Source organism: Segetibacter sp. (assembly GCF_025963695.1).
Classification (GTDB): domain Bacteria; phylum Bacteroidota; class Bacteroidia; order Chitinophagales; family Chitinophagaceae; genus Segetibacter.
On sequence record NZ_JAOQAH010000074.1, the window covers coordinates 1 to 13,555 of the forward strand.

15 protein-coding genes are annotated in these 13,555 nt (G+C 38.2%); 8 read left to right on the forward strand and 7 right to left on the reverse strand.

Annotated features, from left to right (window positions below; genetic code table 11):
* Positions 1-306: 306 nt before the first annotated feature.
* Together JWR87_RS12560 and JWR87_RS12565 are read right to left on the reverse strand one after the other, a co-directional pair.
* Positions 307-933, reverse strand: a complete 627-nt coding sequence (locus tag JWR87_RS12560) for a hypothetical protein (RefSeq protein WP_297820573.1) — start codon at positions 931-933, stop codon at positions 307-309.
* 204 nt (positions 934-1,137) lie between these two features.
* Positions 1,138-1,569: a hypothetical protein gene (locus JWR87_RS12565; protein WP_297820575.1), complete on the reverse strand. Its 432-nt coding sequence runs from the start codon at positions 1,567-1,569 to the stop codon at positions 1,138-1,140.
* A 219-nt stretch (positions 1,570-1,788) separates the two neighbouring features.
* Here JWR87_RS12565 and JWR87_RS12570 point away from each other — a divergent pair, with 219 nt between their 5' ends.
* From JWR87_RS12570 to JWR87_RS12585, 4 genes are all read left to right on the forward strand, one after another.
* Positions 1,789-2,301 carry a hypothetical protein gene (locus JWR87_RS12570; RefSeq protein ID WP_297820577.1) on the forward strand — a complete coding sequence of 171 codons (513 nt, stop codon included), beginning with the start codon at positions 1,789-1,791 and terminating at the stop codon, positions 2,299-2,301.
* Between the two features lie 223 nt (positions 2,302-2,524).
* Positions 2,525-2,782 carry a hypothetical protein gene (locus JWR87_RS12575; RefSeq protein ID WP_297820579.1) on the forward strand — a complete coding sequence of 86 codons (258 nt, stop codon included), beginning with the start codon at positions 2,525-2,527 and terminating at the stop codon, positions 2,780-2,782.
* A gap of 68 nt (positions 2,783-2,850) precedes the next feature.
* Positions 2,851-3,480, forward strand: a complete 630-nt coding sequence (gene pnuC, locus JWR87_RS12580) for a nicotinamide riboside transporter PnuC (RefSeq protein WP_297820581.1) — start codon at positions 2,851-2,853, stop codon at positions 3,478-3,480.
* Positions 3,467-4,030, forward strand: a complete 564-nt coding sequence (locus JWR87_RS12585) for an ATP-binding protein (RefSeq protein ID WP_297820583.1) — start codon at positions 3,467-3,469, stop codon at positions 4,028-4,030. Before pnuC ends, JWR87_RS12585 begins: the two co-directional genes overlap by 14 nt.
* Here the strand turns inward: JWR87_RS12585 and mtgA are convergent.
* The 3 genes from mtgA to JWR87_RS12600 all read right to left on the reverse strand — a co-directional run bounded on the left by mtgA (position 4,023) and on the right by JWR87_RS12600 (position 7,773).
* Complete coding sequence (gene mtgA / locus JWR87_RS12590) at positions 4,023-4,745, reverse strand: monofunctional biosynthetic peptidoglycan transglycosylase (protein WP_297820585.1); 723 nt, start codon at positions 4,743-4,745, stop codon at positions 4,023-4,025. The two genes, JWR87_RS12585 and mtgA, sit on opposite strands and share 8 nt — an antisense overlap.
* Before the next feature lie 283 nt (positions 4,746-5,028).
* On the reverse strand, positions 5,029-5,676 hold the full coding sequence (locus JWR87_RS12595) for a LysE family transporter (protein ID WP_297820587.1): 648 nt from the start codon (positions 5,674-5,676) through the stop codon (positions 5,029-5,031).
* Positions 5,677-5,826: 150 nt separating this feature from the next.
* The gene (locus tag JWR87_RS12600) at positions 5,827-7,773 is read right to left on the reverse strand and encodes a glycosyltransferase family 2 protein (RefSeq protein ID WP_297820589.1); all 1,947 of its coding nucleotides are present in this window, start codon (positions 7,771-7,773) and stop codon (positions 5,827-5,829) included.
* A 114-nt stretch (positions 7,774-7,887) separates the two neighbouring features.
* Between JWR87_RS12600 and JWR87_RS12605 the strand changes: the two genes are divergently transcribed.
* The 3 genes from JWR87_RS12605 to JWR87_RS12615 all read left to right on the forward strand — a co-directional run bounded on the left by JWR87_RS12605 (position 7,888) and on the right by JWR87_RS12615 (position 11,472).
* The gene (locus JWR87_RS12605; protein ID WP_297820591.1) at positions 7,888-8,667 is read left to right on the forward strand and encodes an inositol monophosphatase family protein; all 780 of its coding nucleotides are present in this window, start codon (positions 7,888-7,890) and stop codon (positions 8,665-8,667) included.
* A gap of 36 nt (positions 8,668-8,703) precedes the next feature.
* Positions 8,704-9,735: a thiamine-phosphate kinase gene (gene thiL, locus JWR87_RS12610; RefSeq protein ID WP_297820593.1), complete on the forward strand. Its 1,032-nt coding sequence runs from the start codon at positions 8,704-8,706 to the stop codon at positions 9,733-9,735.
* Positions 9,736-9,966: 231 nt separating this feature from the next.
* Entirely contained in the window at positions 9,967-11,472 is a 1,506-nt protein-coding gene (locus JWR87_RS12615) for a S41 family peptidase (protein WP_297820595.1), read from the forward strand.
* 33 nt (positions 11,473-11,505) lie between these two features.
* Here the strand turns inward: JWR87_RS12615 and JWR87_RS12620 are convergent, their stop codons facing one another.
* Together JWR87_RS12620 and JWR87_RS12625 are read right to left on the reverse strand one after the other, a co-directional pair.
* Positions 11,506-11,778, reverse strand: coding sequence for a hypothetical protein (locus JWR87_RS12620; protein ID WP_297820598.1), 273 nt, complete (start codon positions 11,776-11,778; stop codon positions 11,506-11,508).
* A 44-nt stretch (positions 11,779-11,822) separates the two neighbouring features.
* Positions 11,823-12,047: a hypothetical protein gene (locus JWR87_RS12625; protein ID WP_297820600.1), complete on the reverse strand. Its 225-nt coding sequence runs from the start codon at positions 12,045-12,047 to the stop codon at positions 11,823-11,825.
* A gap of 261 nt (positions 12,048-12,308) precedes the next feature.
* Here JWR87_RS12625 and JWR87_RS12630 point away from each other — a divergent pair, with 261 nt between their 5' ends.
* Positions 12,309-13,514, forward strand: coding sequence for a DEAD/DEAH box helicase (locus JWR87_RS12630; RefSeq protein ID WP_297820601.1), 1,206 nt, complete (start codon positions 12,309-12,311; stop codon positions 13,512-13,514).
* The last annotated feature ends 41 nt before the right edge of the window (positions 13,515-13,555 follow it).

Consider the following 13,555-nt stretch of genomic DNA (forward strand, 5'->3'; position numbering starts at 1 on the left):
GATTTATGTTAGAGGCTTTTATCTGCTTTAATTCTGAATAATGATTACGATCAGGGCCACCAAGGTATTCGGGCCAGTCTCCACTTGAAGCAAGTTCTTTTTTATTAAAGGCCAGCGACAACAGAACGATAGAAGTGAGAAAAACAAAAGACAGAAGCAGTTTATTCATTTATGGCAATTTAGAAACAGCAATTTAAGTATAAGGGATTAATAGTTAGCGCAACCCGAAAGAGACATTCTAAAATCTTCCCCTTTTATTCTGTTCAAAAACTTTATTCTACAAAGCTGCCTTATTAACTATTCCAACTATCGCCCTATGAAGACAACAGAATTATCATTTTCGAGTGCTGTAAAATACAAGACTACAAGAGGTCTAACATATCCATCAAATAACCCTGCTTTATCTTCGGTCCCCATTTCTTCCAATTCTTTTTTAACCTCGTTTGATAGATTATCGTACACTTTTGAGAATCCCTCGAATGTTTCAATTTTGTTTTTCTTTATCCATTGGGTTATCTCTTTTATTTCAGAAGTTGCAAGAAATCCGCCCACGTCTCCAACACTTACACTTTTCCCCGCCCGATTACCATATAACATTCTATAAGCAATAGTTTTAGAATTAGTGAAAGGGTCTGTTGTATTTAGAAAAATTGTTGCGAGGTCACCGGTAATCTTGTATAAGTTAACCCTGGTGTCTGCAGTTTTTGCTATTTGAATTTCGAGGTCTTTTATGTCTTCTAATTTTTCTGCTTTAGGAAGGCGATATAGAATGATTGAAATTCCAAACTTATTAGTTTTGGTTTTATTAAGATCCGAACGGTGATTAAGAGTACCGTTATTAGCAGTGGCCGCTTTTAATTTACCTGAAGGTTGATGAAGTGTTCCCATCATTAACGGGAGGAACAAAAGATACCTCATAATTAATATGTGCATAAACAGTCTTTAATCCAACCGAATTTTTAAAAGTAAAAAATAATCAGAGGTTAAGGTTGCATCACTTCAAATTGTGCACTGTCTGTCTCTGGTCCTCAACCAAATATAAGAAGCAACCTGTGGCGGTAATAAAAAAAGTGGAATATAAATGGACATAAAAAAAGCCGCACCTTTCGAGAGCGGCTTCTATGATAGATTGCATAACTAGTCATTGTGGCCTTTTCCTTTTTTGTGACCATTACCCTTTCCTTTTTTGTATTGACCATGAGCGTGATCTTTTTCACCTGCACCATACTCCTTTCTTGCCTGGCCCCGAGGTAACTCTCTTCGGTTATTTCGACCTCTATAAGCACGATGATTTCTTTTGCCTTCATTAGGACTTCTTCTCGATCCATCAGGATATATTACGGAGCCGTCTGGCATCGTAATCACACTACCTGTATTAGGATACTCCTTGTTTTGATTATTTCCTCCTTTATAGATAATTGTACCATTTGGAAGTCTCCTTGTACCGTCGCTATAAATAATAGAGCCATCCGGCAACTTTCTATCCTGGCTCTTACCGTCAGCGGTTACCAAAAGACTGCTTGCAATGAAACAGGCCGAAATCCATTTTTTGAAATTACTGTTTTTCATGGTTATAATTTCGGGTCTAATTACAATTACCCCGCCATATTTAAAAAGCCCTCCTTCTTACCAACTGATTGTCAACGGTTTTAAAGGAACGGATATGTTGTAAGAGTGTGGATGGACGTTAGGATTCTGATAGCACAATTAAAAGAAGTACTCACTAAAAAAAGAAGTTTATTTTCTTTTGGTTTCAAATTTGCAAAGAGCACTACAAAATCTATAGATATGAAAAAAGTATTCTTATTTTTCTTGTTGTCGACAGTAGTTTATGCAAGCAATGCTCAAAGAGAGAGCAGAAGCCGAACCGCTTTATCGAGTACTTCACACTTTGGTATTGGTGTAGAAGCAGGTTTACCATTGGGTGATAATGGAAAGCCTTATTCTGCTGTTCTTGGCGGTAACCTTCAATACGAGACAATGCCGGATACAGACCTTGGAATAACAGTGAGTGCCGGATATTCGCACTGGCCACTTAAATCTAGTTATGGTAGTGGAAGTGTAGGCTTTGTTCCACTTCTTGGTGGTGTAAAATATTACTTCACTCCTGCTGCATTTTTTCATGCACAGTTAGGAGCTGCATTTGGAACTAAAACAGGTATGGGAACCAGTTTTGCTTATTCTCCAGGAGTTGGTTTAAAATTGTCTCCAAACATTGACGCTACCCTTAAGTATACCGGTTTTTCAAAAAAGGGTGAAACCCTTGAAAACGTAGGACTACGTTTTGGTTTCAATTTTTAAATATGGTCTATTCGTAATAATCTACGTTTTATTGATTAGAATAATTTCAAAATCGTAGCTACTTAGCCTTCTCCATAAGCCGGGAAGGCTAAGTAGTTTCTTGTATAGATTGTTTTTCTTGTTCAATAACTCCTAAGCCTGCAAAACAAGTTTTATCCCAAAAAGCATTTCTTTCAAATACTAACACTTTTTTTGCTTAATCCAACCCCACCTTTACAACGTTATGGACAGGGAAAAGTTAGAACAGATCATACACAGTATTTCAAAAGGAGATACCAGCCTTATGGAAGTCTTTTTTAAAAAACCTGGCGGAAGAAAATTTTTCGAAAACCTGGTGTTAATTGTTATATCAAGGCTTCCGTATGATCAGGAAGAAAAAGAAGATTTGTTTATAGCATTTAGGAAGGCTTTGGATAAAATACAAGAAAGAATAAAACATCAAAAAGAAGGTCAAAAGATTTTAAAACAGGTATACGGTTAGAATTTGTTACCCCCCCTTTTTCTAATTATATCTGCCCGAAAAGTTTTTAAATTTTATAAAAGATACGTTTGAGTTTCCCCGAGATCTACACACAATTTATTACAGGCATACAACAAACAGGCGCAATCGAATTTACTGCGGTTGTTTGCGGTATCATAAGTGTATATTTTTCTCAGAAAGCAAACATTTGGGTCTACCCTACCGGCATAATAAATACTGTCATCTTCATCTACCTCAGTCTTAAGGGGAATCTTTTTGGTGAGGCAAGCGTAAATATTTTTTATACAATCATGAGTATTTATGGGTGGATTCTTTGGGTGAAAAAAGATAAAACCAATGGGACCGTTTTAACAATAAAATATAGCACGAATAAAGAATGGACGTTACACCTGCTCTTTTTCGGGAGTTTATTCCTGGTTATATACTCAGCCTTATCGTACTTAAAAAAAGGGTTCGCTCCTGAGGCTATTCCTGCTGCAGATGCATTTGCATCAGCAACCGCCTACACCGGAATGTTGTTAATGGCCAGGAAAAAAGTAGAAAGCTGGTATTGGTGGATTATAACAAATACTGCTTCTATTCCTCTGTACTTTATAAAAGGTTATGTCTTTACAAGTTTTCAATTTGTGGTACTATTGCTAATGGCCTTTGTTGGCTTGGCCGCGTGGCGTAAAAAAGCAGTTTATGCAAGAGGTTAGCAAGGTGGTAGCCATAGGTCCTGAAAGCACTGGCAAAAGCACTTTATGCAAATTGCTTGCACAAAACTTTGACGCTGTATGGTGTCCTGAATACGCACGTGAATATTTACTTGCTCATGGTACCAAATACACGTTTGAAGACTTGCTAACTATTGCCAAAGGCCAACTTGCATTAGAAGAAGAATATGCCAGGAAGGCTACGGCAAAATGGGTAGAAAACGGAAGAAAAACGGCGAGACCATTACTATTCGTAGATACCGATATGTACGTTATGAAGACTTGGTGCGAGTATGTTTTTGGCAGGTGTCACCAATTTATTCTAGACAAAATTGTAGAGAGTACATGTGATCTTTACCTGCTTTGTAATATTGATTTGCCCTGGGTAAAGGATGAACTACGCGAATACCCCGATCTACAATCGAGAGAAGAATTGTATCATATTTATAAAGACATCCTCATTAACCAAACGGTTACATGGATTGATGTAAAAGGTAAACATGAAGAACGTCTTAAAATTGCAATAGATTCAATACAAGCAGCAGCTATTTAGCAGTGTAAACAAGGTTTCTTACATCTGCGTCATCCTCAATATTTCTCATTTGCTGTAAAACTCGCGGGTACTTCCATGCAACCCATCGGCTCATTGGCTTTACTGTATATCTTTTAGGGCTTGGCAGGCAAGCAATAATCATAGCAGCTTCGGGCCTGTTTAGTTTTATGGCAGCCTTTCCAAAATATGCTTTCGATGCTGCCTCTATGCCAAATATACCGTCACCCATTTCTGCTATATTCAGGTAAACTTCAAGTATTCTTTGTTTCCCCCAAACCCACTCAATCATTTTTGTATAATAAATCTCAGGTAGCTTCCGAACATAACGCATAATGCCACTGCCCTGCCACAGAAAAACGTTTTTTGCAACTTGCTGACTAATTGTACTTGCTCCCGCACCGGCTACTTTTTTCCTTTTTCCCGGTTTGTTTTGCAGGCTCTTTTCAATCGATTTCCAATCAAATCCCCCGTGATCGGGAAATAATTGATCCTCACTGGCCATCACCGCCAACTTCGCGTACGGCGATATTTCATCATCATCAACATAATCTCTCTTTAGACCGTGGCCACTAAAAAGGCTTCCCAGCTGGGTAACTGTTACAGGAGGCAACATCCATTTACACAAGACCAAATAAAGGTTTGAAAGAACAAAAGCCCAAAGGAACCACTTCAGTATTTTGCGAAATAGCCGGCCAAAAAGGTCTTTAACAGTCATGGAAATATATGTGGCAAGATAAGGTGCTATACTTTATTGCGCACTGCTCAACTGGTATGAATTTATCTTTTTTTCGCACATTTGATTCCGAACGACCATTCAAAAAGATAATTTTCCCACATCCTTCACAACTATTGCTGAGGTAAGAAAAGAGCAACTTATTGAACCGGACAGTAGATCAATAAGGATCGCTGGTTGCGACGCATTACTTTCATCTGCATCTCTGTGAGGAGCTGTAGCCTTTAACCGTATTTCTCTTTTACCTTGCCAGCCCGTCGATTTCCTAAAAATCAATATTGCTTATTCTATCTCCGAGCGCTAGTATTCCCCACACTAAAGCAAGTCCAAAACCAATTAAAATCATCCCGCTAATACGATTGATGATATGAATATTATGGGGTGTTAGTTTGTTACGAATTTTACCTGCAAGCATAACTTTTAAAAAATCAAATCCCGCTACAACTATTAAACATGTTATATAAACGACTAGCCGGTAATTCTGCGTTTGAACCAGCAAAGAAGTAGAAGTAAGCAGCCAGAAACCAATTACACTGGGGTTTAACAGATTCATAAAATACCCCGATAAAAATATCTTAACGTAATGGTGAGTTTCCATTTCTATAACCTGCAAACCTGCAGCGTTTACTTTTATTTTTTTAAAGAAGGTTATATATACCCCTAAAGCAATTAACAGCGCACTTCCCCCTACCCCAATTGGAACCTTGTACTCAATTAAGTTGTCAAACATCGTTGTGAACAAGTTGCTGATTACAACAATAGTTATATCACTTGCAGAGACACCTGCAATAAAAGCAAGCCCTCCTTTATGACCGTTGTTCAAACTTTGCTTGATAATTGAAAAAATAACAGGGCCAACTGAAATACTGAGCAGTAATCCTAAAGCCAAACCATTCAATAGGGCCGACATCATTGTATCAATTTCGTTACTAGATTTTCCTATTCCATTATTTATTTTCCAACTAGTTTACAAAGGCAAAGTTGAAGCAAATGTTTCATTGGAAATAAAAAACGAAACTACATTAAATTGAAAAGAATTGTTTTAAGCAACCTTCACATTAAATCAGGATTTAGAAGACAGGGAGAATTTTTTATAGGCTCCTAGTATGATTGTAATGTCCTGCTTCCAATCGTAATTTTTTGCATACAAGTAATCCAGTTTCGAGATGGCGTCTTTGGTTAGGTGAGGCTGAAGAAAAGCCGGATTGCCTGTTACTGATAATGTCCCCGGTATTAAAGAAGGAAGCGTGTCTTGATGATTAAGATAACCAACCCAGGTTTTTTTACCCAGCAAAACAGCAATCGCATTCTTGCTCCAATTATACCGTAACAATACAATTTGTATAGGAAAGGTTATTAATAGCAGTGTTGCTACAAACACATCAACAATCCTTTTCATCCTTTTTTGATATTCGTCTTTTATAGCAAAATTCGGATGGGCAGAAACATACTCTCCCAATCTATTCTTAGAATCGCTCCCCACAATACTGTCCGTTTTTGCTGAGTAAAAACGAACAGAAATACCGTTCGGAACTTTTTGAATTAAAGAAATGATAGCCTTGTACGTCAGGTATCCCTCGCAAAAAATAATTTCCCTTACCTGGCTACTTCCTATCAATTCAACCAACTCATCAATTGTTCCCAGTGCATCCCTTCTATCACCATTTACTGCTACCCGTCCTATTATTCGTTCTTGCCACCCAGCGTGCGTAAACAGCTCTTTTACGTGACTAAATTCTTCGTTACTTCCAACTATTATTGTTTGCAGTAGTTTGTTGTCTTCAATATCATCTTCTACAAATCTTGTTTTTATTAAAATCCACCTTACAAAAGTAATCAGCAGCAACGCAATGAAACCCCCGATTAAGATAACTCCGCGTGAAAAGCGATACTTTTCAGGTAGCAAAGAATAAACGGCAAGATTTACTACAATTGCAATAAACGCAGCATAAACCGCTTTTAAAGGCCTGTACTTATTATCATAAATACCCGCAAGCGTTGCTGTAGCCAAAAAAACAAGGGTAAATCCCGGAAGAGAAATATCTACCAGTTGTCGTACAAAACCCTGTCCTTCCCGAACGTACTTTACCCAGCAGTAATTGGTTATTTTAAAAGAGGCGTAAATTATAACAGCATCAAGAAGAGGCATTCCAATTCTTAAAACGAATCTTACCAAAGCCGCAACGGCAGCCCTTAACCATATTGCTACATGTATAAAAAATGCAAATACCCTTGCTGAGGCTCCGGTATAATGTTTTTTTACAAATACGCTCATGGCCAGGTAAAACATCTTAACGTAATTAAGACTCCCCTTTCTGGTGCTTTCTCCTTTAAAATGCACAATCGTACTTTCGCTGAAGTAGACGTTTTTGTATCCAAGCTTTTGTATTCTAAAGCTTAAATCTATGTCCTCTCCATACATAAAGAAAGCTTCATCAAAACCATTTAATTCGACCAGTATCTCTTTTCGGCTAAGTAGGAATGCGCCGGCCAGTACATCCACTTCATGGTTTTTGTATTGGTCTAAATATGCAAGGGAATACCGAGAAAATGTTTTAGACGAAGGAAACAAGCTACTCAGGCCTATGAGTTTATAAAAAGCGGTTAACGGGGTAGGAAAAGAGCGCTTGCTTTCTGGCAAAAACTTTCCGCTTCCATCTATCATTCTAATGCCCAATCCGCCAACAGCAGCATTCCTCATAAACTCAATACACGTCGTCAGGCAATCCTCCGGTAGAATTGTGTCGGGGTTTAAGAACAAAACCAAGTCACCTTTGCAATTCTCTAAAATCTGGTTGTTCGCTTTTGCAAACCCCACGTTTTCTGCATTAGCAATAAAAAAAGCGCGTGGAAATTTCGGTTTCAGGTAATCAATACTTCCATCGGTTGATGCATTATCAATAACCCATACTTCTGCATCGATTTGTTCTGTTGCTGCAAACAGAGAACACAAACATTGCTCAAGAAAATACTTGACATTGTAATTAACTATAATAACCGATAACTGCAAAAAGGGAGGTGTAATTTATAAAACCACGAATTACGACCTTTTATACAATTCAACAAAACTCTAAATGTTTTACCGTTAGAATTACTAGTTAGTTGACAGATAGTATATTTGCAAATGCTTAAGCAAACACTAATAAAGGCAACCCTTGCAGGCTCGAAAGTTCTACAACAATACTTTAATGGAAGTTTTACAGTAAGTAGCAAATCAAATATTAATGATTTGGTTACCCAGGCGGACAAAGAGTCTGAAGAAGCCATTTTTAAGGTTATACGTGAAGAGTTTCCCGATCATTATCTGTTAAGCGAAGAGGCTGGTGACCTAAAGATGGATAGCAATACAAAATGGATCATCGACCCTATAGACGGTACAGTAAATTTTGCGAACGGCATTCCTATTTGTTGCGTTAGCATTGGCGTTGAGCAAGACGGAAAAATGATTTTAGGAGCTGTTTACAATCCTTTTATCAACGAATTCTTCTTTTCCGAAAAAGGGCATGGTGCAACACTCAACGACAAGAAAATAACGGTCAGTAATAAGTCCGACCTTCTGCGAAGCTGCCTGGTTACAGGTTTTCCGTATTCATATCTCGACGCCCCTAATGGACCGCTGCAGGTATTTGAAAAGTTAATTCGTAACAACATCCCGGTAAGACGTTTAGGTAGCGCCGCGATAGACATCTGTTGGGTCGCATGTGGTCGATTTGACGGTTTTTACGAACATAACCTAAACGCCTGGGATAGCGCAGCAGGCTTTTTAATACTTGAGGAAGCAGGTGGCAAAGTCACAGACTTCGGTGGTAACTACTATTCTCCTTATCAACCTAATATGTTAGCAACCAACGGAAAAATTCACGACGACTTACTTCTGGCAATCAACGGCAACTGGAATCCTTAAACCAATTAATCCTATTGTTTATTTCGATACACTCTTATGAATAACAGAACAGAAATAGCATCGCTTGGAGAGTTTGGCTTAATAGAGCACCTGACGAAGAATTTCGAGATTCAGAATGCATCAACCATCTTAAGTATTGGCGACGATGCTGCCGTAATTGATCATTTTGGTAAACAAACAGTTATTTCTTCCGACATGCTGATTGAAGGAATTCACTTCGATCTCATGTATACGCCTCTTAAGCATCTTGGTTACAAAAGCGTAGTGGTCAATCTAAGTGATGTGTACGCAATGAATGCAACTCCCACACACATTACACTAAACATAGCTTTCAGTAACCGGTTTAGCGTTGAAGCTCTGGATGATTTTTATGAAGGAGTGTATGCAGCATGTGAAAAGTATGGAGTAGATCTTATCGGAGGCGATACCTCTACTTCTCAAAAAGGGTTCATCATTAGCATTACTGCTTTGGGCGAGATAGCCGCGGATAAAGTGGTAAAAAGAAGTGGTGCAACAAAAGGTGACTTGTTGTGCGTAAGCGGTGACCTGGGCAGCGCTTTCCTCGGCTTAACACTATTGGAAAGAGAGAAGAAGATTTACCTGGAACATCCACAGATACAACCCGATCTTGAAAATGAACAATATATTGTGGGCAGGTTACTAAAGCCCGAAGCAAGAAAAGATATCATTGATTTTTTTGAGCAATCTAATATCCTCCCTACAAGTATGATGGACGTGAGTGATGGGCTTAGCAGTGAGACTTTACATATTTGTAAGCAAAGCAATGTTGGTTGCGTCGTCTACGAGGACAAGATCCCCATACATGACCAGGCAAAGCAGTACGCCTACAAACTTGAGATGGATCCTACTGCATGTGCATTAAGCGGAGGAGAAGATTATGAACTCGTCTTTACTGTACCCCAAAGCGATTATGATAAATTAGTTTTGAACGAACAGATCAGTGTTATTGGTTACATAACTGACATTGAAGAAGGTGTTCATATCATCACAAAAGGCGGAAGCACATACCCTCTTACTGCACAGGGTTGGAACGCTTTCAAACAATAAGTCTTTTTTAATACCCCTTTTCAACTCTCCTTAACTATTCCGACCTATAAATAAATTTATTTTTGGGTTGCCAGCGATTGAACCAACATTAAACATCGTTGTGTCACACTCTTGTACCACGGCATAAACCCGGGCTTAATCCTTCCGATCTAAAATCCCGGGCCGGAGCACACAGTTTACCATTTCTTGCAAAAAAATAAAAATAACAGGTGGTATATTGCGTCGGTGAAAATGAAAAGCATTCCGTTTTTAGCATTGGTGGCTGTCTGCATCTCTTGTGGTGTTACCAGAAAGGCTTCCTTTAATCCTGGTCAAAAATACAGCCCTCAGCAGTTGCAGCAAGACTTTCTACTGCTTCAGAATATTTTAAAGAGTAACCACCCCAGCCTGTACTGGTATTCAACCCCCGATTCTGTCAATAGTTACTTTTCCTCGACCCACGCATCCTTGCACGATTCCCTAACCGAGCAAACATTTAGAAATAAGATTTCCTGGGCAATCAATAAGATCCATTGTGGCCATACGACAGTAAGATCTTCAAAAAAATATTTGAATTACTATAGCAAAAGAAGACTTCCCCAATTTCCATTGTCGTTAAAAGTTTGGGAGGATAGTGCAGTTGTAGTTAGTAATCTTTCCCCCACCGCTTTAGACTCTTCAAACGATTTAAAACGTGGTACTATCATTACAGCAATTAACGGTTATAATTCAAAACAAATTATTGACAGCATCAGTCAACTTATTGGAACGGACGGTTACTCCAACAACTTCAAATACCAACTCATTAGCTTCAACTTTCCATCCTACTACAGAAACACATTCGGCATAGATAGTTTTTATAGAGTTAAATATTTGGATAGTTTGGGTCAGCAGAAAGAAAAACAATTGCAGAATTTCCAGGTAAATTCCGATTCACTGACCAAAAGCCGCCAAGCGCCACCCCCCGGTTTACAAAGGAAGCAGTTTAAAAGACTAAAACTGCTAAGTAGCAGAAACATGCAGTTAGACACCACACTCAATACCGCTTTTTTGTCTGTAAATACATTTAGTGACGGCAAATTAAACAAGTTCTTTAGAAGTAGTTTTAAGGCAATAAGAAAGCAAAATATTAAGAATGTTGTTATAGATGTCCGACTAAACTCAGGAGGAAGTGTACTTGCCAGCACCAGGCTTGCTCAATATCTTGTTCAAAATCCTTTTCATGTAGCTGATACGGTTGCAGCGTTCACCAGGCAATTTCCTTATAAAAAGCACATTCGACCTTGGTTTATTTACTGGTTAAGCATGCATATTTCCGGCAAGAAATACAGTGATGACAGAATACATTTTAGATATTTCGAGAACCACTATTTCAAGCCAAAAAAGAAAAATCACTTTGATGGCGATATCTACTTGTTAACAGGAGGCTATACTTTTTCTGCCGCTACCTTAATAACTACAAAGCTAAAAGGACAAAACAACGTCACAATTGTAGGTGAAGAAACAGGCGGAGGTGCCTACGGCAATTCTGCAATGTTCCTCACAACAATAGTTTTACCAAACACAGGGATAAGAGTTACATTACCTCTTTACCGCATGGTATTAAACGCCAAGTTTCCAAAAAATGGTCGGGGAGTTTTTCCTGATGTAGAAGTAAAACCGTCTGCAACTTCAATAAAGCTAGGTGTAGACGCAAAACTGGAAAAAGTGAAGGAATTAATTAGTAGAAAAGACGCGAGCCTTTTAAGGCATTATTAAAACATCACGTACCTGTTTTAATAATGCCTTAAGTTATTGCTCATTTTCAATATTGTTTTCTTCCGGCGACGGATCTTTAATGTAATTTTCCACTCTTGTTTCATCAGTACTGGGAGGAATATTCCTTTCCTGCATGTCCTCCCATTCGCTACTTTGCTCACTAATTCCGGCTTTCGTATCTACTACTCCTTGTTCAACTTTTTGCCCTACGTCGCTTGTATTGCTTGGGTCAACAGGTGCCTGGTCGTTTCCTGGATTGTTAGGATTTGTTATATTAAGATCAACACCTTTAATGTCATCTGCCATAATAATACAATTTATAAATCCAACACATTACAATAAATTATTACTTATTCTCCAATATTAACTAACTCTACTACTTTTCCCTCCCCATTAATTAAATCATCAATCTCAGCAGGAGTCTCCGAAACTTCCAACCCAAATTTTTCAGTAAAAAACAACTGCGTTACAACTAGGCCTTTTTCATTATGTTTTGCATAATAATACAATACGTGACTCGCATTCACGTGAACAGTAGTTCCGGCAAGATTTAGCTTAATGATCACTGGTTTCATTTTTATCCTTTTTGAAAAACAAATATAAAACAATCAGGCCACAAGGATAGTTGAGTAGAAAACAGCTTGGATATAAGTAGTTATTATTGAAGCAGTTATTAAATAAAACACCTTATACACCCATTCGAAAACCTCTCTTTATCCACTACGTAAAAAATTTTACCGGTATTGTTAATCCCAAATCTATTGCCATCATTTTCAATTATCTTTGAAATAATCGTAGTATACGATTTATCCTATCACTTAATATTACGTTCCATTTTGACTTTTAGAGATTTTGGTTTTGATGAAAGGTTGCTCGAAGGAATAGAGGCAACGGGGTATGAAACCGCAACACCCGTTCAGGAAAAAGTAATTCCATTAATACTACAGGGAAAAGATTTGATTGCATCTGCACAAACAGGTACCGGTAAAACGGCGGCTTTCCTTTTGCCCCTGATTCAAAAGATTATGCATTCAGATGAAAGCGAGCATATCAATGCATTAATTATCGTTCCTACCCGCGAATTAGCGGTTCAGATCGCTCAAAATCTAGAAGGCTTGTCTTATTTCACCTCTATTAGTTCGCTGGCAGTTTATGGTGGCGGTGACGGAGCCTCTTTTGTTCAGGAAAGACAAGCGTTATCCAAGGGTGCTGAAATTGTTATTTGTACTCCTGGCAGGCTGATAGGCCATTTAAATATGGGCTACGTAAAATTGAAGCATCTTCAATATCTTATTTTAGACGAAGCGGATAGAATGTTGGACATGGGATTCAATGATGATATAATGAAGATCATTTCATTCCTACCATCAAACCGCCAAACCTTACTTTTTTCGGCGACCATGCCAGGCAAAATAAGAGAATTGGCGAAAAGAATCCTGAAAAATCCTGAAGAAATAACGATATCACTTTCAAAGCCTCCAGAGAAAATAAAGCAAGAAGCATTTGTCGTGTATGATGCTCAAAAACCAAGCTTAATAAAACATTTGTTGAAACTGGAAGAGTACAACACCGTTCTTATTTTTTGCTCTAAAAAACACACCGTTAAAGACCTAACTCATCAATTAAAAAGAGCTGGTTTTTCTGCAGACGAAATTCATTCTGATCTCGAACAGGGAATGCGTGAACAAGTGCTGGCTTCTTTTATCAATAAACGCCTGAGAATACTCGTTGCAACCGACATTCTTTCCCGTGGAATTCACATCGATAATATTGACTTAGTAATAAACTACGATGTTCCTAACGATGGAGAAGATTACGTTCATAGAATTGGCCGTACAGCCCGTGCTGAAACTAACGGAACTGCGTTCACTCTTATAAATGAAAAGGAACAAAAGAAGTTTGCAACTATTGAAACACTAATTGGTAAAATCATTACAAAAGCAGTTGTTCCGCATAATTTCGGCGAAACCCCAGAATACAATCCAGGCTATAGTAGGCCTAAACATAAAAGAAGTTTTTCCGGAAAAAATAAAAGAGCTTAACCAGCTCTTTTATTTTTTTGTATACGAACGATGTCTTTCTA